We start from the raw sequence: 19,513 nt of genomic DNA, 5'->3' as shown, positions 1-19,513 counted from the left end.
ACGTCATTGCACGCCTCCCGGAGTGACCGGAACCGGAGCAGTCGGCCGTCGGCCGATCCCCTCGGGTGGTGGACCCATGAGCGTGAACACGTGATCGAACGCGTCCGAGGCGCTGTCCAGGTCACGCCCCGCAAGTCCCGACTGCTCGACGAGCCGGCGCACATGCTCCGAGTTCGGTGGGCGGCCGGCAGTGGCCGGCCCGAGGACAGCCATGACCGCGTCGGCAATCCGGTCGGCATCGTCGGGTGCCAGGCTCAGCTTTCTGAACGCCTCGAGCGCGCGCCCCCTGATTGCCCAGGCCTGGGCCGCGGTCAAGCCGTTGCCGGTCGCCTCCCGTCGCGGTGCCGTTCGCCTGGCGAGCACGTCGCTCGGGCCTTCGCGGAGTCGCCGGGCCACCCTCTCCAGATACCCGCTCGACGCCTCACGGCGGCGGCGCAGCCAGGACCATCGAAAACTCGCCACCGGACGAAGATGGCTAAAGCGGGCGCGGACAACCATCCACCGATCGGCCAGCCACCCGAACGAGCGACAGACGGCCGAGAAGCGATCAAAGTGCGCGGCAAACGCGCACACACGGCCGATCGAAGTGCGCAGCAACGCGCACAAGCGGCCGATCAACGCGATCAGCAACGCGCACAAGCGGCCAGCCAAAGTGATCAGCAAACGCGCACACACGGCCGATCAACGCGGTCAGCAACGCGCACACACGGCCAGCCAAAGTCGTCAGCAAGCGCACACACGGCCGATAGAAGCGGTCAGCGGAAGGCGTCGAGCCGTTCGGCCAGGGTGGGGTCGTGGCGTTCGACTGCGGTTCGGCGGCGGCCGTCGGCGACGGTGTCCAGCTGGTTGACCAGGTCGTGGATGCGGATGCCGTTGACGTCGCCGTGGGCGAGGATGGCGTTGAGGGCTTCGGCCAATGTTTCGCGGCTCAGCGTTTCCATGTGGGCGGCGACGATTCCGGCCAGCACGGGAGCCGTCGCGAGCATGGTGGCTGTTTGCGGGCTGAGCAGGCAGCGGGCGGCCAGTTCGGCGGTTCGCGGCGGGGTGTCCGGGAGGCCGAGGATCACCGACTTCGTGAGCTCGACGACCAGGTCGCGGGGCAGGCGGTCGGTGTCGGCCAGCAGCGCCTGGGCGAGCAGGGCCAGCACGGCGGGGATGTCCGGTCGTGACCAGCCGGCCTCGGCGATGGCTGCGCGAAGGTGCTCGTATCGCGCGATCCTGGTCTCCGGTGGGTCGTCGTCGGCGGCCGAGGCGAGCCAGGTCTCGACCACGGTGCGCGCGAGGGATTGTTCGATTCCGTCCGTTGCGACGAAGGTCGTCAGCGCGTCGGGCATCAGGGCGAGCAGGGGCTCCAAAGTGTGCAGCAGTGTGCTGTCGCCGAGGGAGTTGCTCAGGTGCATCGACCTGAGCAGCGTGTGCACACCGAAGTCTGAGCGATAGATGTTCGGGTGGTCGGTGCCGGGGGCGTGGTCGTTGAACCAGGCGACGTCCATCGGGGCGGGTGGGTCGGCGGTCCAGTCGAGTGCCAGTTCCAGGGTGATGTCGCGCTTGCCCTCGTGCCAGCCGCGGGTGACCTTGAGGACCTCGAGGGCGTCCATGTACATGTCGCCGGGGATGGCGGCGCGCCACTGCAGGGCCGAGGCGCGCATCCAGTAGGCGGGGTCGTTGGTCAGGGTGTGCAGGTCGGATGCGCGAAGTTGTCCGCCGCAGGCCAAAGTGAGCAGGAGCAGGTTGAACGAGTACGTCGCCATCCAGTGGTCGGCCCGCTTGTCGATCGGGCGGTAACTGCTTTCCGCGTACGTCGGCCGGGTCACCGCCAGCGAGGTGCGCTCGATCAGCCACGCGCGCAGGCGCTCGCGGTCGGGGCCGGCGAGCTGTTCGGCGATGAACGGCAGGATCGTGGCCCGCGCGGTGAGCGCCGTGAAGCCGAGCAGGGAGCGCAGCAGGTCGTCGTCCTGGGCCGGGCCGAGGCGCAGGGCCAGGGTGCTCGCCCGTTCGCGCGCCTCGGTGTCGCGGACGGCCTGCACGACGAAGCGGGCGACGAGGTATTCGCCGAATGTGGCGTGCAGGAACTCGTACGTCTGCAGGGTTTGATCGTCTTGGACGGCCTGGGCGCGCTGGATGAAGAAGAAGCGGCCGACCATTTCCTGCCCGGCGGTGAGCGGGGTGCGGAAGGCCTCGGTGCGGCCGGGGCGGGACGGGGTGAGGCCGAGCCCGGCCAGGTCGGCGTCGAGCTCGCGTTCGGTGACCCACAGGCGCAGGCGGTGAAACATGGCGAACGCGACCACCGACAGGCGCAGCAACTCCTGCTCGACCAGGGCCGGCAGCTGCGCGTCGGGCTGCCCCGCGTGCAGCCGGCGCACCTCGCGCGCGGCAAAGGACGCCAGCAAACGCTCATAAAGCTGCCCGCCCTCGAGCACCGCGGCGTCACCGCGCAAAGCGTCGCCGGTGGCGTCGTAGAGGGCGAGCATCAGCAGTAGCAGCGGCTGCTCGGCGAGGTGTCGCAACGGGCGTAACACGTCCAGAGTGAGCGGTCGCGCAACCGACGTGTTCCAAACGCTCAACCAGCGCTCGATCTGCGCATCATCGAACGGTTCCAAGCGCACGGCCAGTGCGCCGACCGGCAAACGCGCACGGTCGGCCACCGCCACGCGACTGGTGACCATGATGGCGACCGGCCGGCCCAGGGCCGCCTCGCGTTGCTGGAAGGCGGCCACCCGCTGCAGATAGTCGGAGTGGTGCAGACCGGTGGCCTGCAGCAGCTCGTCGAAGCCGTCGAGCAGCACGACCGGCAGCGCGCCGTCGGCCGACGCCACCAGCGACGCCCACGAGACGGTCTCGCCGATCGCGGCGCGCAGGGCCAGTTCGATCTGGTCCTGCACCTCGGCCTCGGCCGGCACCTCGCGCAGGGCGACCCGGCACACGAAGAAGTCGGCCGCGGGCAGGCGGGCGGCGAGGATCCGGGTCAGCGACGACTTGCCGGCGCCGGGCTGGCCGAGCAGCAGCATGGGGGCCTCGGCGGCCCGGGTCGTCATCAGGTAGGAGGCGAGGAAGCCGGCGATGTCGGTGCTGGTCTGGGCGGCCGTCCACCAGTGGTCGTCGGCCGGGCGGGCACCCGGTCCGGCCACCCGCATGCGAAAGATCGGGTCCAGGTAGGCGGCCCCGAGCGCGGGCAACCGCAGTCCGTCGGACCCGCTGCCGAACACCGAGCTGCCGAACACCGGACGGTCGAGGTCGGCCCGATAAGCGCGGGCCAGCGCGGCCCGGTGGCGGCTCGGGTCACGCCCCGACGTGGCCTCGAGCAGCACGGATTCGAGGCGTTCGAGCCCGCGGGTGGCCGCCCGGGCCGCCAGGCGCTCGGACCAGATCGCGAACTCGGGGATCTCCTCGGCCAGGCGCCGGTGCGCCTCGTCGTAGCGGGCGACGGCCAGGTCGGGCAGCCGGTTGGCGAGCAGGCTGGTGGCGGTTCCTCGCTTGCGGTCGTCGGCCCGCTCCCATGCGGCGAAACCCGTGAGGTGACGCCGCATGATGATGGCCGAGTCGATGAACCAGGAGCGCAGCCGGTCGAGCAGACCCGCGTACGGCACGTCGGGCGCCGGCAACGGGACGGCCGTGGACAGCACCCGGCCGACCAGGTCGCCCACGGCCAGGTCGCCCGCGAAGCGCAACTGGTCGTCCCGGCTGAAGTCGACACTCTCCACGCCCGCCGCGGCCAGGCACTCCTCGAGCGACTCGAAGAAAGCGGCCACCACCAGCACGGCATGCGCGGCCTGCAGACGCTCACTGCGCTCATACCGGCCCAGCCCGCGTACGGAATCGCTCAGGGTGGTCGAGACCAGGGTGCCCAGCCGCACCACCTCGGTCTTCGCGTCGAACAGGCTGATCGCCAGGTCGCTGCCGCCCGCCGTGGCCACCGAGAGCACGCCGCCGAGCAGATTGTCGACGGCCTTGGCGAGCGGACCGGAACCGCCGAGAATGCGGACCGCGTCGGCATAGGACAGACCCTGAGACATCGCCCCATGATGGCGTACGGCCTAAAGTCCGGATTCATGCGTGCGAACGACTGGCAGGACCCGCAGTGGCGGGAGTCCGCCCATTCCTGGATCCGCGCGACTCTCGACGGGCTCGGCACTCCGGTCACCGGTGAGATCGAGCAGACCCGCGTCCGGCCGTGGTCGGTGACGCACAAGGCGCCGACCGCGGCGGGCTTCCGGTGGTTCAAGGCGAATATCACCGATTGCGCGTACGAGGCCGGGCTCGTGGGCGCGCTTGCGCAATGGGCACCCGATTCCGTATTGACGCCGCTCGCTGTCGACGCGTCGCGCGGCTGGCTGCTCACCGCGGATCTCGGGCCCACCCTGCGGGAGGCGCTTCCCGGCGACCGGGAGGCGCGACTGCGCGGGTGGCGGGAGATGCTCCGGGCGTACGGGGAACTGCAACGCACCCTGGCCCCGAAGGCGCAGGCCATGACGGCCCTGGGCGTGCCCGACATGCGCCCGCAGGTGCTGCCCGAGCGGCTCCGCGCGATGCTGACCGAGATCACCGTGGACGGCGGGGTCGACGTCACGACGTACGGGGAATGGTGTGCGGAATTGGCGGCGGACGGTGTGCCGGCCTCGCTGCAGCATGACGACCTGCACGATGACAATGTCTTTCCGGGGAACCGTTTCTTCGACTGGGGCGATGCGGCCGTCGCGCACCCGTTCGGCTGTCTTCTCGTCGCGTTGCAATCGGCGCAGTTCTTCTTCGAGACGACGCCGGCCGAGCTTGCCGCATTGCGGGACGCCTATATCGACGTGTGGTCCGATCTGGGCCCGCCGGAGAAGTTGCGCCGATCGGCCGTGCTGGCGTGTCACGTCGGACGGGTGGCGAAGGCGGCGGCCTGGCAGCGGGCACTGCGGGACGCGGCCCTACCGGTCGACGACGACTTCCGCACGGCGGCGGCGTATTACCTCGCGGAGATTCCAAAACCGACTCCGGTGTCTTGACAACCGTCACCCGAAAGGACTGTTGTTGGCTGTGCGCCGATCAGGTGATTACTGAGCGTTAGACAGCCAACGGAGGCCGCGATGCTCGACGAGGCCGAACGTCTGAGCGTGGACGAACTGCGAACGGTCCAGCTCGAGCGACTGAAATGGACCCTGCGGCACGCGTACGACAATGTCGCGCACTATCGGCGCGCGTTCGACGCCGCCGGGGTGCATCCGGACGACTGCCGCGAGCTGGCCGACCTGGCCCGGTTCCCGACCACGAGCAAGGCCGACCTGCGCGACAACTACCCGTTCGGCATGTTCGCCGTTCCGGAGGGCGAGGTGCGGCGCATTCACGCGTCCTCGGGCACGACCGGGCGGCCCACGGTGGTCGGCTACACCGAGCACGACCTGGACGTCTGGGCGACGGTGATGGCCCGCTCGATCCGCGCGGCCGGCGGGCGGCCCGGCGATCGGCTGCACAACGCGTACGGGTATGGGCTGTTCACCGGTGGGCTGGGCGCGCACTACGGCGCCGAGCGGCTCGGGTGCACGGTCATTCCGGTGTCGGGCGGGATGACGCCGCGGCAGGTGCAGCTGATCACCGACTTCCGGCCGCGGATCATCATGGTGACGCCGTCGTACATGCTCACGGTGATCGACGAGTTCGAGAAGCAGGGCCTCGATCCACGCAAGTCCAGCCTCGAGATCGGCATCTTCGGCGCCGAGCCGTGGACCGAGCAGATGCGCGTCGAGATGGAGGAACGCGCGGGAATCGACGCCGTCGACATCTACGGGCTGTCCGAGGTGATGGGGCCCGGCGTCGCGCAGGAATGCGTCGAGACCAAGGACGGGCTGCACATCTGGGAGGACCACTTCTATCCCGAGGTGCTCGACCCGGAGACCGGCGCGGTGCTGCCCGACGGCGAGCCGGGCGAGCTGGTGTTCACCTCGCTGACCAAGCAGGCGATGCCGGTCATCCGCTATCGCACGCGTGATTTGACCCGCCTGCAGCCGGGCACGGCCCGCCCCGGGATGCGCCGCATGGAGAAGATCACCGGCCGCACCGACGACATGATCATCCTGCGCGGCGTGAACCTCTTCCCCACGCAGATCGAAGAGATCATTCTCCGTACGCCGGGACTCGCGCCCCATTTCCAGCTGGTGCTCACCACGCGCGGGCGGATGGACCATCTCACCGTGCAGGTGGAGGCGCGACCGGACTGCCCGCCGGATCGGCGCGACCCGGCCGGGGCCGACGTGGCCCGTACGGTCAAGGACACGGTCGGCACGTCGGTCGAGGTGGTGGTGGTCGAGCCCGAGACGCTGGGGCGGTCGGCCGGCAAGATCCAGCGACTCGTCGACCACCGGGAGCGGTGATGGCCGTCTTCCGGATCCTCGAGGCGATCGCGCGGCCGGGCACGATCGATCAGGTGGCCGACCTGCTCGTCCGGCAGCAGCGCGACGTGGTCGCCAACGCGCGCGGCATCGTCTTCGTGCAGTCGCTGCGCAGCGGGCCCAACCTGATGGCCGTGTCGAGCTGGGCCAGCGCCGAGGACATGCAGCGCTACCTCGACCTGCCGGCCACCGGCGACTTCTATCGCGCGCTGCCACCGCTGCTGATGGGCGTGCCGAGCGTCCGCACGTACGAGGTGATCGGCTGATGAGCTGGTATTACCCGAAGGGCTGGACCGACCAGGAGGACGGCGTCGAGCAGGTGCTGATCCACTACACCGCGACGCCGCCCGGGCAGTGGCCGGACTGGAGCTGGGGGCACGAGGCCCGCGTGCTGCAGGACCTCGGCGGTCATCCCCGGCAACGGCTCAAGGTGCTGCGCATGCCGCGCACGGTCCGCGACGTCGAGCACGGCTGGTCGACCCCCGAATACCGGTTCCACTACTACTTCGAGATCTTCCAGCACGGTCATCGCTGGACGACCGACCTGTTCACCGAGGACATCGTCTACCGCGACCTCGAATACGCCGACCCCAACGGCTGGGTCACGAACATCTGCATCTATTGGTCGGTCGGGGACTGGTCGGCGCCCGTCTACAGCCCGATGGAGGACCCGCGCGTGCCCGGCGACTCCGAGTTCGTGGCGACGAACTATTACACGTACGGGGACAAGGAGCGCTTCCACCACGAGAAATACCACCTGCTGTACGGGCTGGACCTGCCGCACCGGTTCCGTTCGCGCATGTGGGGGCCGCGCGGGGCGACGCTCGTGCAGCAATACCACATCGGCCGCATGTATCCGCCCGACGAGAAGAACGAGACGTGGCTGGGTCCGCAGGGCTCGTCGGCGCCGGGCGGGGACAACTGCTGGGTCCACCACCTATGAGCATTTTCGGACTGCGCAAGACGTGGGTCGACCCCGGGCCGGGCATCGCGATGGTGCAGGTGCACTGGACGACGTCGCCGCGGGGCACGCCGCCCGACTGGTCGGCGGCCGATCAGGTGGTCGCCTCGGGCGGGCCGGTGCGCTCGGCCGTGCTCGAGGTGCCGCGCGACGACAGCCTCTCGTTGCATCACTTCTTCTTCGTGGTGACGGCCTCCGACCGTACGGCGTCGCCGGTCTTCACCGAGGACATCGTCGCGCGGGAGGTCTCGTACGAGGATCGGGAGGGTTTGTGCACCTCGGTCGGGGTCGTCTGGAGCTCGCGGGAGGTGCCCAACTACACGAGCGCCGTGATGGACGGGCTGCCCTTCGCGGCGTTCGACTCGGCCCCGGCGGCCGGCGACCTGTACGAGTTCGTCCGCGCCCAGCCGCTGCCGCACACCTTCCGTGGCGCGGTGTGGGGCGTCGCCGGAGACACGGTCGAATACGGCTACCACCTGATCAGTAACGGTCGCCCGGACCCGTCGGAGGACCACGAATCCTGGCTCGCCGACGGCCGGACCCTGCAGCTGTGAACCGCTTCGGGCGGCCGCTGCGCTGGCTCGACCCGCCCGGCTCGCGCGACCGTGTGCTCTACACCGGCCCGCTGGCCCGCGACGGCCGCGACCTCGTGCTGCATGTCGGGCACGACGGCTGGTCGGAGCCGGTCGACGTGCCGATGGAACGTCTCGGACCCGATTCCTGGGTCGCCTCCGTGCCCACCGCGGGCCGGCTGACGCTCGAATGCGTGGTTCGCTCGGCCGGCCGGTGCGACAACAACCACGACGCCGACTATCGCCTGTGGACCGCCCTCGACCCGGTGGACGCCCACGTGCACGCCCGCGCGCCCGGCGCCGGCCAGCTCGGCTTCGACAGCCTGGTCACGGCCGCCCGCTCCGGCGGTATGACCCACGCGGTCGTCTCGTGGGGCGACAACGACTTCGTCGAGATCGCGGCGGCCGCGGCACCCTGGCTGACCCGGCTAGTCTGGGTGCGCCCCTTCGGACCCGACCCCGACGCCGTACGCCGAGAGCTCGCCGCTGGCGCCGCCGGACTCAAGTTACATCCGGCGTACGACAACTTCCCGGCCGACACCGAGGCCCTCGACCCGTACCTGACGGTGGCGGCCGAGATGCGCGTCCCCGTCACCGTCCACAGCGCCCCCGGCCTGGCCGACCCCGACCGCATCGCCCGGCTGGCCGCCCGGTTCCCCACCGTGCAGTTCGTGCTCTACCACACGTTCCTCGGCCCGCCCGAGGGCCGCCGAAGAGCCGCCAAGCACGCCGTACGCCTGCCCAACCTGCACCTGGAGACGTCGTGGTGCGCCTCCCGCGAGGTGGAACGCCTGCTCGACACCCTCGGCCCGGCCCGGGTCCTCTTCGGCTCCGACGCGGCCACCGACGGTCCCACCCACTTCGTCCGCCGCCCACCCAACATCGAGCTGACCGAGAACTACAACAACTCCCTGCTCCGCCTGGCCCGGCGCCTGCCCGGGACGACGTTCCGCGCCTTCCTGGAAGACAACGCCCGCACCCTGTTCTCCCTGCCAACCCCGCCGTACGACCCCTCCCCGGCCCGCCTCCGCGCCCTGCTGACCACGGCTCTGGACACCCACCGCCGCCTGATCGCCCGCCTCGAACCTCGCGACCTCGACCGGCCGACCCCGTGCCCCGGCTGGAACGTCCGCACGCTGCTGGGGCACATCCTCGGCGTCGTCCGCGGCACCGGCCCGGCGTCAGTCACCCTCGCCTCGCTCGGCCGCGACTTCGACGCCGCGGCCGGCGCTTCCCGGCTCGCCTCAACCGCGCTGTCCGCCCTGGTGCTGGACCTGACCGCACACGCCTGGGACCTGGGGCGAGCCTTGGACGACCAGACTCCGCTGAATGCCGACCTGTCCACGGCCGCCCTGCAGATCGCCACCCGCCTCGTCCCGCCCGAACTCCGCGACGGCCTCACCTATGGCCCGCCCGTCCCGGCACCGCCCGACGCCGGCCCCTCCACCAGACTCGCCGCCTATCTGGGCCGCAAGATCGCAAGCCGCTGAGGGGCCCTCCCCTCCCCCCGCCGCCGCCACAGCCGAAAGAACTATGGCAAAAACTGCGGATCTTCGCCCGGCACCCTGTGGATAACCCAGACCCCTGTGGACAAGGCAGAGACGCCTAGCCATTTGACTTATCGTCATTACAATCTGACCTACTGTCAGCCTGGGGAGGTCCGCATGACCCGTGGGATCGGGGTTGTCGGGGTGGGCAACATGGGGGCCGATCATGCGACCACCCTGCAGCGATATGTCTCCGGAGCCCGCGTCGTGCTGGTGGCCGACCTCGATGTCGCTCGGGCCGAGACCGTGGCGCGCGAACTGGGCTGCCAGGCCACCGGTGACGCGGCCGCGCTGATCGGGGATTCCGAGGTCGAGGCCGTCGTCGTCGCCGCGCATGACTCGACGCATGCCGGGCTGGTTAGGGCGTGTGTGGCGGCCGGCAAGCCCGTGCTGTGTGAGAAGCCGCTGACTCCGACCTACGCCGAGTCGGCGCGGTTGCTTGACGATCTCGGTGACCGGGCCGGGCTGGTCCGGGTGGGGTTCATGCGGCGGTTCGATCCGGGCTATGCCGAGCTGCGGGCGAGGATCCGGGCCGGGGCGATCGGGACGCCGCTGATCGTGCACGCCGTGGCCCGTACGGTCGGGTCCTATCCGGGGGCCACGACGGAGTCGATGATCGGCAACTCGGCCGTGCACGACTTCGACGTCCTGCCGTGGCTGCTCGGCTCGCCGATCGCCGAGGTCAGCTGGCAGGCGCCGGGGCGCAGCGCGCAGCCGGGCGGCGTACAGGACCCGCAGTTGATTTTGTTGCGGACCGAGGGCGGCACCCTGCTGACGGTCGAGTTGTTCCTCAACGCGGGTTACGGCTACGACATCCGCTGCGAGGTGGTCGGGCCGGGCGGCACACTCACGCTGGCCGAGCCCGTACGGGTGGTGACCGACTCCGCCCTCGCGAGGTCACGCTCCTACGCCGCGGACTGGCGCCCACGCTTCGCCGACGCGTACCGGCTCGAGTTGCAGGCCTGGGTCGACGGCGACGACGATCGTCTCGCCACCGCTCGGGACGGCCTGGTCGCGGGCGCGGTGGCCGAGGCGGTCGTCCGCTCGATGCGCAACAACGGCGCCTGGACCCGCGCATGATCCTGCCGCCGGGCGACGCCATCGCAACCGGCGGTCACGGGTCGGTTGCGGCTATTTGTTCGCGTAGTAGTTCGTGGCGGAACTGGTAGGCCGAGCCGGCTGCTCGTAGGACCTGGCGGTGGCGGTGGGCGTCGTCGAGGAAGGGCATCAGGCGCCACGGGAGGTCGTCGCCGGCGGCTAGCCATGCGTTGCGGATGACGAAGACGCCGTAGCGGGTGGAGGAGGCCGCGATCACCAGGCCCGCGGTCAGGCCGTACGTGGCGAGGGTGGCGATCGCCCCGGTCAGCGCGGCCAAGGCGGACTGTCCTCCGGCGGCCGCGCGGAAGCCGACGGCGATGCCGATCGCGACCGCGATCACGGCGGTCATGCGCAGGAACACCCGGCGGTCCTGGCGAAACAGGGTGGCCGGGGATGCCGCGAGCCGGTTGCTGGGGTCGTCGCCGCGGATGCCGAACGCGTACGCCCCGGCCACGCCGCCCGAGAGGCCGATGACGGCCAGCGAGTACGCGGGGAAGCCGCTGGTCGCCGCGGCGAAGGCGGCCATCGTGCCGAGCAGCGCGCCGCCGGCGATCTGGGTCCAGGGGGCGCTGATCCGCAGCGACGGCAGTTTGCGCTGGGAGATGTCGGTCGACACCCGCGACGCCAGGCCGCAGACCAGCCCGAACAGCAGGGCGTAGGCGAAACCGGCCACGAGCCCGACCACGGTCAGCCCGGCCACCCCGGCCTCGATCGGGTCGATGCGGCCGGGCCCCGACCGTACGGTGTCGCGGGCCAGGAAGAACAGCGCGGCCAGCGTGACGGCGACCCCGAACGCGGCGCCGCGGGACGCCCCGGCCGACTGCACGTGGGCCAGGCCGAGCACCAGACCGGCCAGCCCGGCCAGCAGCACCGGCGGGAGGATCTGCCGCAGCGAGCGCCGTTGCGGGCCGGGCCGCCGCTCGCGCAGGGCCAGCAACACCAGCAGGGCGACCGCCGCGCCCTCGCCCAGCGCGCGGACGACGTCGGCGTCCACATCGGTGCGACCCGCATAGCCGAGCAGGTTGAGCCCGGTCGTCAGGCCGCCCAGCAGGCCCGCCGCCGCGAATCGGGTCGAGCGGCGATGAAGCCGGGGCGAGGACCAGGAGGAAACCCACCACACGGCGATCCCGGCGGCCAGGCCGTCGCCGGGGCCGAGCAGCCACGGCTGGTCGATGCCGGGCCGGGCCCCGTCGGCCCACGAGTTGATCGCCCCGACCAGCACCGCGGCGACCAGCCCGTGGAAAGCGGGCCGGGCCCACCAACGGGACGAGGCGGGGGCCGGGCCGCCGCGGGTCACCTGGATGCCGATCCACGTCAGCAGGCCCGCGACGAGACCGGTGGCCAGCCAGCCGTTGACGTCCTCGTCCCAGCGCAGGGCGAAACCGTCGAACGTGCCCGCGCCGAACCCGACCACCAGCGCGTCGTCGAGGGGGACGAAGAGGGAGAGCGTACGGATGGCCGCAGTCACCACCATCGCGGCCAGGCCGACCTGGAACGCCCGCGCGAGGTCGCCGCCGCGGCCGGGTGCGCGCACCCGCAGCGGGCGCCACGAGAAGCCGGCGGCCAGCCCGGAGCCCAGGGCCAGGTCGTACGAGCCGCTCAACGTGCCGGTGATGTAGGCGCCCACGACCGCCAGCACCGCGGCCGGATAGCTGCCGATGATGCGATAGAGGGCCGCGTAGCAGACCACCGCGGCGGCGGCGATCCGGATCGCGTCGGTGGTGCCGGTGACCGTGCTGCCGAACACCCACGTGTTCATGACCCCGGCCGAGAGCGCGGTCCAGGTGATCACGGCGAGCAGCGTGAGGGTGTGCAGCAGCGCCCGGGAGCTCGGCAGCGACGTGACCCGCAGCTCCCACCAGCGCAGCTCGCCGGTGTCGGCGACCATGCGCGCGAGGTAGCCGAGCCAGCGTCGCGCCTCCGGAGCCTCGTACGGGGTCGGCTCCTCGGTGTAGCGCGCCGGGACGAATTCTTGAAGCAGGTGGTGCGTGATCTCCTCGGTGCCGTGCCGGTCGAGCAGCTCCCGGGGGTGCGCGAGCGAGTCGGCCAGCATCACCATCAGCGGCGTGCGGAGCACACCGGCCAGGTCGGGCCGGTGCGGCAGGCTCGCCACGACCGGGTCCCACCGCTGCTCGCCGGCCGCCCCGCCGCGCAGATAGGCGGTGACGGTCTCGAGGTCCTGCGGGCCGAGGGCGATCGTGGCGCCGCCAGGGAACAGCTCCCGGTGAGCGTCGCGGCAACTGACCAGCAGCTGGGCCGGGCCGTCCAGGTTGTTCAGCTGGTCGACGACCGTACGGGCCCCGGCTTTGTCGAGAACCTCGTCCAGCCCGTCGAGGATCAGGGCGAGGTGCTGGTCGTCGAGGAGCTTGGCCGCCTTCGACTTGCGTACGGGACCTTGGGCTTGACCGTCGAGGAAGCGATGGTTGACGTGCAGCCACTCGATCAGCCACGTGCGCAGGTCGGTCAGCGCCGGATCCCAGGAGGCGAGCGGGATCAGCAGCGGCACCGGCTCGCCCTTCCGCCAGCCGGTCAGCAGCTCGCGAAAGACGCCGACGAGCAGCTCGGACTTGCCCGAGCCGGCCGCGCCCAGCACCACCATCCGGCCGCTGCCGGCGTCGCGCTGCCACGTGTCGATCAGCCGTGGCGCCGCGTTCTCGTCGGCCGCGCCCGGCGCCCAGCCGATCGGCAGCCGGCGGCCCGAACCCACCCGGACCCACACCGGGTCGGAGCGCCAGCGTTCCCGCAACGCCTCGTGGAGCACCTCGGCCGCGGCGGTCGCGTCGTCGTCCAGGGCCGGCTTGCGGCGAACCGCACGCGGACGCCGGCGCCACCGCGAGCGCTGCTCGTCGAGCGCGGTCACCAGTTCGGCCGCGGTCGGGCGGTCGGCCGGGTCGGGGGCCAGCGCGTCGAGCACCAGCCCGGCCCAGTCGCCCGCCTCGGCCAGCGGGCCGGGCACCGGGTAGGCCGGGACGCCGTGCCGCATCCGGGTCCGCTCGAAATCCTCCAGCGCGACGCTGCCCAGCGTCTTCGACCACGGGTGCCGCCCGGCCGAGGCCCCGGCCACGAACAGTCCCCAGCTGAAGACGTCGGCCGACGGGCGGCGGTCGGGGCGCTCGTGCAGCGGCGAGCTGATCACCTCGGGCGCGTGCCAGTCCGGGGTGCCGTTGACCCCCTGCCGGGTCAGGCCGGTGCTCATCGTCTGCTCGATGCCGTCGTCGATCCAGCGCGGCGCCCACGAGACCCCGAAGTCGGTGATCACCGGGCCGGCCGCGGTCAGCAGCACGTTGCCCGGCGACAGGTCACGGTGAACGATCCCCAGGTCGTGCAGGTGGGCCAGCCCGGACGCGTAACCGCGGGCCAGCCGCAGCCAGTAGTCGAGCGGGGGCGGCCCGTCGGCGATCAGGTCGTTGAGCCGGTGGTGCGGGGTCAGCGGCATGACCAGCCACGGGTCGCGGGAGTCGCCGGGGCCGGGCCGCAGGTCGTCCGAGTCGGGCCGCACCAGATGCGGTGGTCCGCTGCCGAGCGTGGGCATCACGTTCGGGTGGGCGGGGAGCGAGCCCATGATGCGGGCCTCGCGGATCATGCGGCGCTCCGGGATCCGGCCGGCGCCGAAGGGACCGTCCGCCCGCAGGATCTTGATCGCGACGGGCAGGTCGCGCTCCTCGTCCACCGCATACCAGACGTACGCCTGACCGCCGCCCCGGAACGTGCCGACCAGCCGATAGCGCCCGTCCGGGCCGAGCCGCCGCAACCTCGTGCGGCCGTCGGCGGCCAGCGGCCACACCCACTCGTCCGCCGGCGGATCGGGTTCACCGATGGGTTCCGGCAACCCCAGCATGATCCCCCTCCCGCCGGGCGAGGTCCCAGCTTGGCCCGCCGCGGGCGTCAGCGGCATCCGGCTCCCGGGGGATGGCGTTCCGCGTCAGTCCCGCTCCTCGAGGTATTTCTCGAGCTGGTAGCGGCGGAACGCCCAGAGCCCCTTGACCACGGCGATCAGCTCGGTCAGGCCGCCCGTGCCGCCGGGGCGCGCGTTGATCGGCCGGTCCGGCTCGAGATGCTCGGCGACCAGGCTGGTGTACCACTTCGGATCATGCGCGGGCGGGGCGCCGATGCCCTCCAGGATCACGCGGTGGATCTCGTGGGTCGGCCGGCCCTCGGCCACATTCGTCAGTTCCCGCCGTACGTAGAACTGCCAGTCCTCGATTCCCTTGCGCTCGACGAACGCCCGCAGGCTGGGGCTCGCGCTCAGCCTCGCCCGTACGGGATCGCTCTCGAGAAACGTCCTGAGCAGCGGAAAGTTTTCGCGGTCGGCCAGCTGGATCCGCAGCGCGGCGTCGTCGAGCTCCTGCTGCTCGCGCGGGCCCAGCGGCGTACGGGGGTCGAAGGTGAAGTCTGTGCCGGCCGCGGGCAGCGGGCGGATCGGCGCCTCGATCCACACCACGAAGCCGGTGCTCAGGTTCGAGATCGTCAGCGTCGTGCTCGCCGTCTGCACCGCCACCATCGGCGTGCCGAGCAGCTCCGACCGTTGATCGCCGGGGTCGGAGCGGACCGCGGGATGCAGCGTGACCGGCCGTGGCAGCCGGGGTGAGCGCAGCTCCAGCGTGTTGTTGGTGGACAGGTTCTCGACCAGCACCCGGGAGCCCTCGGTGAGCGAGGTGAACCAGATCCGCCCGACCACCTTGCTGACCGCGGACGGCAGCTCGGGCTCGGCCCGGCCGACCTGCAACCAGTTGCGACCGCCGTCGGGCCGCTGCGCGCCGAACCACAGCTGCCCGCCCGGGCGCAGCCGCTGAACCCGGCATCGGCGCTGGTAGCGCTTGTCCATGACCCGGTTGATGTGCCCCGGATACCCGCACACCCCGGGCAGCGGCACGTCGCCGGCGTCGCACGGGGTGTGGATCTCGGCGGCCGTCACCCACCCATCCTCAGTGGCCGATCGGCGGCCCGCAAGCTTTCGCGCCGCCGATCGCCGCGTCGCCGAACCTGATCTCGCAGGGCACACACCTCTTCGGGGAGAGACGCCATGAATCAGATCGGTTTCTCGACGACACCGTCACAAATGTCGTCCGCACGGTGACACGGGACGACCGATCGCCCGAAGGCTTCCGGGCGGGTGGGTCGTTACAAAGTTCATCATGCGAAAGCTTCTAGCGCCTCTGGCCGTAGTCGCCGCCGTTCTCGGATTCGGCGCCGCGCCCGCCTCGGCGGCCACCAAGCCGGTGCTTTTCACGTACGTTTACGTCGACTCGCCGGGCACCGACAACCGGACCAATGCGAGCCTCAATCAGGAATACTTCCGCCTGACCAATCAGCTGGCCAAGCCGGTCGGTCTGCGGAACTGGTCGGTCAAGGACGCGGCCGGCAAAGTGATCACGTTCGGCAATATCACGCTGCCCGCGAAGGGCTCGTTCGTCGTGCACACCGGCAAGGGCACGCAGGGCTCCCCGACGGGCCACTTCTATTGGAACTCGGGCAACTACATCTGGAACAACACCGGCGACACGGCCACGCTGCGCAGCCCCTCCGGCGCGACGATGGACACCTGCGTGTGGAAGAAGGTCAGCACCACCAAATGCTGACGGTAGTTGTCAGTCTCTGGTCGTACGGTGCTGGGCATGCAAGCAACCGCAACATTTGAGGTAGCCGACTTCACCCCGGCCCCGGTGCCGGCCGGCGAGATCAAGACCGCCCTGCCGGTCGGCGTGGCCACGATGCGCAAGACCTTCACGGGCGAGATCGACGGCCGCTCCGAGACCCTGTTCACCGCCGCCTTCGACCCCGTCAGCGGCACGGGCACGTACGTGGCCATGGAGTCCTTCGAGGGCAGCGTCGCGGGCCGGTCGGGCGCCTTCAACTTCGTGCACTCGGCCGCCACGACCGGGCAGGACCGGCAGGCCGAGTTCCTGCTGATCGTGCCCGGCAGCGGCACCGGCGACCTGACCGGCATCAGCGGCACGGGCGTCCTGACGGTCGACGACGACGGCACCCACCACCTCCGGTTCGACTACGAGGTGGGCTGAGCCAGGATTCCCGGCGTGAGCCCGGCCGGCGGGGGCAGGGTGGTTGTCGTGGGTGAGGCGCGCAGGGCGTCGAGGGTCAGCGCCGCGAAGCGCCGGGCGGCCTTCGTCCGTACGGCGGGTGGGGCGGCCCACAGGCCACGGCCGGCCATCAGCACGAGGATCAGGTCGTCCAGCACGAAGTCGGCGCGCAGCGAGCCGGCCTCCTGCGCGCGGCGGCACAGCAGCGTCAGCGGCCGCAGCATGCTCGCGCGGTGGGCCGCGAAGTCGGCGGCGCCCGGGTACGACGAGACGAACGCGTCGACGAATCCCTGGTTGTGCGTGTTGAGCTCGGTGATGCCGGTGACGATCGAGCACAACCCGCGCCACGGGTCGGGGTCGGCGCAGCCGTCGCGCACGATCGCGGCGCAGGCCCGCAGCTCGTCGGTGAACGCCTCGTCGACGAGCGCCTGCTTGGTCGGGAACCGGCGATAGAGGGTGGCCGGCCCGACCTCGGCCCGGCGGGCGATCTCGCGCATCGGCACGTCGAGGCCATGCTCGGAGAACGCGGCCCGGGCCGCCTCGAGCAGCCGATCCCGGTTGTCCTGGGCATCCGAACGCAGGTTCTGAGACAAACGGCCGGTCATGGGCTCTCACTTTAGCCAAGTGGACGGGGGCGTCCGTTACGTTCGCGGCATGAGAGCAGTCAGCATCCAGAAGTTCGGCGACCCCAGCGGCCTGGCGGTGATCGACGCCCCGGAGCCGAAGCCCGCCGCCGGTCAGGTGCTGGTCGAGGTCGAGGCCATCGGCGTGGGCGGGGTCGACGCCGTGGTCCGGCGCGGCACGCTGGGCAGCTACGGCTTCCGCGAGGGTCTCGTGCCGGGCAGCGAGGTGGCGGGCCGGGTGGTCGCCGTCGGCGAGGGCGTCGACGCCGCGTGGATCGGCCGCGTCGTGTGGGCGTTCACCGGGGTCGGGGGCGCGTACGCCGAATACGCGGTGGCCGACGCCTTCACCGCGCTGCCCGAGGGTCTCTCGCCGGTCGACGCGGTGACGCTGGGCGGGGCCGGGCCGGTGGCTCACTTCGCGCTCGCCCACGGGCACTTCGCACCGGGCGAGTCGCTGCTGGTCCGGGGCGCGGCCGGCAGCCTCGGCATCATGGCCGTGCAGCTCGCCGCGGCGACCGCGGGCCGGATCGCGGTGACCACGTCGTCGCCGGCGCGGGGCGAGCGCCTGCGCGAGCTGGGCGCGACCGAGGTGCTGGACCGTTCCGCCGCCGCCGCCGATGAGTTCGACGTGATCCTCGACATCGTCGCCGGGCCGGGCCTGCCGTCGTTCCTCGACAAACTGGCCGACAACGGGCGTCTGGTCGCGGTCGGTGTCGTCGGCGGTTATCCGCCCGAGGACTTCGGCATGCGGCTGCTCGCCTCGTTCCAGCGGTCCCGCTCGTTCGCCACGTTCAGCCTGAACACCGTGCCCGAGTCCGCCCGCCACACCGTCCGGGAGGCCCAGTTCCCGGCGGCCGTCCGGGGCGAGCTGCGGCCGGTGGTGCACGGGATCCTGCCGCTGACCAAGGCGGCCGAGGCGCACCGGCGGATGGATGAGGGCGAGGTCTTCGGCCGTTTCGTCCTGACCCCTCAGTAACCGAGGTGCGGCACGCTTTTGCGGCGGTCAGTAGCCGGCCAGGTGCGGCGCGCTCTTGCGAGCGGTCAGTAGCCGGCCAGGTGCGGGGCCAGGGCGATCGTCACGAAGCGGATCGCCCGGCCCAGCAGGCACACCGCCGCGAAGACGGCCGGGCGCATCGGCGTACGGCCCAGATAGACGCTGACCGCCAGCAGGGGTGGAATGCCGGTCACCGCGCCGGCCAGCAGCATCCCGATCGCCTGCCGAGGGCGGTCCATGATCGCGATGAGCCGGGCGAGCAGCCGGCCCACTTTCCCCGGTTCCTTCCCCGTACGTTTCTCCGACCGGCGCCGCAGCCACGGCGAACGGACGACGCCGCGCGCGGCCAGGAAGATCAGCACTTTGCCGGCCGTCTGGCCCACCGCCGCGGCCACGCCGAGCGCCACGCCCGGGGCGCCGGTGGTGGCCGCCGCCGCGATCAAATAGGGCTCGGCCGGCGTGAACGGGAGAAAAGCCGACAGCAGCCCGACCGCGGCCGCCGCGAGCACGGCGATCATGGCTGGGGGCGCAGCACACCCACGGGCAGCCGGGCCGCGGCGACCAGCGAGACGATTTTCACCGAGGCGACCGCGACGGCGAAGGTGACAGCCACGGCGACCGGCGCCCACAGGGCCAGCCCGACCACGGCCGCGGTGTTCAGCGCCTTCGCCGGCGGGGACCAGTTCCATCGGTAGATGCGGCGGTCGACGGCGGCGAAGTAGTTCGGGCTCAGCAGCGGCCAGCGCAGGAACATCAGGCTCAGCAACTGGTCGATGACCATGAACTGGACGAGGAACACCGCGATCGGCACGGCGGTGCCAGGGCTCAGCACGACCAGCGCGGCGGCGCAGGCCGAGGTGCAGGCGCGGTCGGCGACGATGTCGAAGACGGCACCGGACCGGGTCTCCTGCCCCAGGCTGCGGGCGGCCAGACCGTCGAGGATGTCGCCCGCCCAATAGATCAGGTAGGCGGCGACGAGCAGGTGAGGACTGCGCTGATGCAGGGCCGCCACCGCCAGCGCGACCGAGGCGGCCGTGCGTACGGCGGTGATGGCATTGGGCACGTTGAGCAGCGTGACTCTCATTCCGCGTCCTTGAGGATGCGTTGCAGGTCGGCGGTGCGCTGGTTGAGCTCGGTCAGCTGCGCGCTCATCTCGGTCAGCAGCCGCTGCGTCTCGGTGGCCTGCTCGGCGTACTGCCGCTGCAGGTCACCCGAGGCCGACGCGCGCGAGCGCACAGCGGCCGACCAGATGGCCGCGATGAGCACGGCGGCGACCACGACGAGGAAGACCGGGGCGGTGAAGTCCATGGCG

The 19,513-nt window shown here is 71.5% G+C and carries 18 protein-coding genes; 10 read left to right on the top strand and 8 right to left on the bottom strand.

From position 1 onward, the window contains the following. Nucleotides 1-3: 3 nt before the first annotated feature. Both JKJ07_RS06345 and JKJ07_RS06340 read right to left on the bottom strand, forming a co-directional pair. Complete coding sequence (locus tag JKJ07_RS06345; RefSeq protein ID WP_202990292.1) at nt 4-663, bottom strand: hypothetical protein; 660 nt, start codon at nt 661-663, stop codon at nt 4-6. Between the two features lie 92 nt (nt 664-755). Next, a complete protein-coding gene (locus tag JKJ07_RS06340) occupies nt 756-4,013 on the bottom strand; it encodes an NACHT domain-containing protein (RefSeq protein WP_202990291.1) in 3,258 nt (1,085 codons plus the stop codon). Nucleotides 4,014-4,019: 6 nt separating this feature from the next. On the opposite strand from JKJ07_RS06340, the gene JKJ07_RS06335 reads away from it, so the two are divergent. From JKJ07_RS06335 to JKJ07_RS06305, 7 genes are all read left to right on the top strand, one after another. Beyond that, nucleotides 4,020-4,988 (top strand): phosphotransferase, encoded by a 969-nt coding sequence (locus tag JKJ07_RS06335; RefSeq protein ID WP_236028444.1) that lies wholly within the window; start codon nt 4,020-4,022, stop codon nt 4,986-4,988. 81 nt (nt 4,989-5,069) lie between these two features. Then, entirely contained in the window at nt 5,070-6,350 is a 1,281-nt protein-coding gene (gene paaK / locus JKJ07_RS06330; protein WP_202990290.1) for a phenylacetate--CoA ligase PaaK, read from the top strand. Further along, entirely contained in the window at nt 6,350-6,634 is a 285-nt protein-coding gene (locus JKJ07_RS06325) for a putative quinol monooxygenase (RefSeq protein ID WP_202990289.1), read from the top strand. The genes paaK and JKJ07_RS06325 overlap by 1 nt, the downstream gene beginning before the upstream one ends. Beyond that, on the top strand, nt 6,634-7,311 hold the full coding sequence (locus JKJ07_RS06320; RefSeq protein ID WP_202990288.1) for a hypothetical protein: 678 nt from the start codon (nt 6,634-6,636) through the stop codon (nt 7,309-7,311). Before JKJ07_RS06325 ends, JKJ07_RS06320 begins: the two co-directional genes overlap by 1 nt. Further along, a complete protein-coding gene (locus JKJ07_RS06315) occupies nt 7,308-7,883 on the top strand; it encodes a hypothetical protein (protein WP_202990287.1) in 576 nt (191 codons plus the stop codon). Before JKJ07_RS06320 ends, JKJ07_RS06315 begins: the two co-directional genes overlap by 4 nt. After that, a complete protein-coding gene (locus tag JKJ07_RS06310) occupies nt 7,880-9,391 on the top strand; it encodes an amidohydrolase family protein (RefSeq protein WP_202990286.1) in 1,512 nt (503 codons plus the stop codon). Before JKJ07_RS06315 ends, JKJ07_RS06310 begins: the two co-directional genes overlap by 4 nt. Nucleotides 9,392-9,565: 174 nt before the next feature. Then, nucleotides 9,566-10,528: a Gfo/Idh/MocA family oxidoreductase gene (locus JKJ07_RS06305; protein WP_202990285.1), complete on the top strand. Its 963-nt coding sequence runs from the start codon at nt 9,566-9,568 to the stop codon at nt 10,526-10,528. A 34-nt stretch (nt 10,529-10,562) separates the two neighbouring features. On the opposite strand, the gene JKJ07_RS06300 is transcribed toward JKJ07_RS06305, so the two are convergent. Both JKJ07_RS06300 and JKJ07_RS06295 read right to left on the bottom strand, forming a co-directional pair. Next, nucleotides 10,563-14,375: a serine/threonine-protein kinase gene (locus JKJ07_RS06300; RefSeq protein ID WP_202990284.1), complete on the bottom strand. Its 3,813-nt coding sequence runs from the start codon at nt 14,373-14,375 to the stop codon at nt 10,563-10,565. A gap of 93 nt (nt 14,376-14,468) precedes the next feature. Beyond that, nucleotides 14,469-15,461 carry a hypothetical protein gene (locus tag JKJ07_RS06295; protein ID WP_202990283.1) on the bottom strand — a complete coding sequence of 331 codons (993 nt, stop codon included), beginning with the start codon at nt 15,459-15,461 and terminating at the stop codon, nt 14,469-14,471. A 220-nt stretch (nt 15,462-15,681) separates the two neighbouring features. Here JKJ07_RS06295 and JKJ07_RS06290 point away from each other — a divergent pair, with 220 nt between their 5' ends. After that, the gene (locus tag JKJ07_RS06290; RefSeq protein WP_202990282.1) at nt 15,682-16,125 is read left to right on the top strand and encodes a lamin tail domain-containing protein; all 444 of its coding nucleotides are present in this window, start codon (nt 15,682-15,684) and stop codon (nt 16,123-16,125) included. Between the two features lie 36 nt (nt 16,126-16,161). Then, nucleotides 16,162-16,566, top strand: a complete 405-nt coding sequence (locus JKJ07_RS06285; protein WP_202990281.1) for a DUF3224 domain-containing protein — start codon at nt 16,162-16,164, stop codon at nt 16,564-16,566. Here the strand turns inward: JKJ07_RS06285 and JKJ07_RS06280 are convergent. Then, nucleotides 16,551-17,189 (bottom strand): TetR/AcrR family transcriptional regulator, encoded by a 639-nt coding sequence (locus JKJ07_RS06280; RefSeq protein WP_236028443.1) that lies wholly within the window; start codon nt 17,187-17,189, stop codon nt 16,551-16,553. The two genes, JKJ07_RS06285 and JKJ07_RS06280, sit on opposite strands and share 16 nt — an antisense overlap. Before the next feature lie 49 nt (nt 17,190-17,238). Here JKJ07_RS06280 and JKJ07_RS06275 point away from each other — a divergent pair, with 49 nt between their 5' ends. Beyond that, the gene (locus JKJ07_RS06275; RefSeq protein WP_202990280.1) at nt 17,239-18,183 is read left to right on the top strand and encodes a zinc-binding dehydrogenase; all 945 of its coding nucleotides are present in this window, start codon (nt 17,239-17,241) and stop codon (nt 18,181-18,183) included. Between the two features lie 65 nt (nt 18,184-18,248). Here the strand turns inward: JKJ07_RS06275 and JKJ07_RS06270 are convergent, their stop codons facing one another. From JKJ07_RS06270 to JKJ07_RS06260, 3 genes are read right to left on the bottom strand one after another with little or no spacing between them, the layout of a single operon-like run. After that, nucleotides 18,249-18,719: a VTT domain-containing protein gene (locus JKJ07_RS06270; RefSeq protein WP_202990279.1), complete on the bottom strand. Its 471-nt coding sequence runs from the start codon at nt 18,717-18,719 to the stop codon at nt 18,249-18,251. Next, nucleotides 18,716-19,285 carry a CDP-alcohol phosphatidyltransferase family protein gene (locus JKJ07_RS06265; RefSeq protein WP_236028442.1) on the bottom strand — a complete coding sequence of 190 codons (570 nt, stop codon included), beginning with the start codon at nt 19,283-19,285 and terminating at the stop codon, nt 18,716-18,718. The genes JKJ07_RS06270 and JKJ07_RS06265 overlap by 4 nt, the downstream gene beginning before the upstream one ends. Then, nucleotides 19,282-19,509 (bottom strand): hypothetical protein, encoded by a 228-nt coding sequence (locus JKJ07_RS06260; protein WP_202990278.1) that lies wholly within the window; start codon nt 19,507-19,509, stop codon nt 19,282-19,284. The genes JKJ07_RS06265 and JKJ07_RS06260 overlap by 4 nt, the downstream gene beginning before the upstream one ends. Between the last annotated feature and the right edge of the window lie 4 nt (nt 19,510-19,513).

Origin of the sequence: Paractinoplanes lichenicola (genome assembly GCF_016785085.1) — a bacterium.
In the GTDB taxonomy this organism is placed as follows: domain Bacteria; phylum Actinomycetota; class Actinomycetes; order Mycobacteriales; family Micromonosporaceae; genus Actinoplanes; species Actinoplanes lichenicola.
Note: the sequence above shows the minus strand (reverse complement) of the source record. Positions and strands in the feature narration are given on the sequence as shown.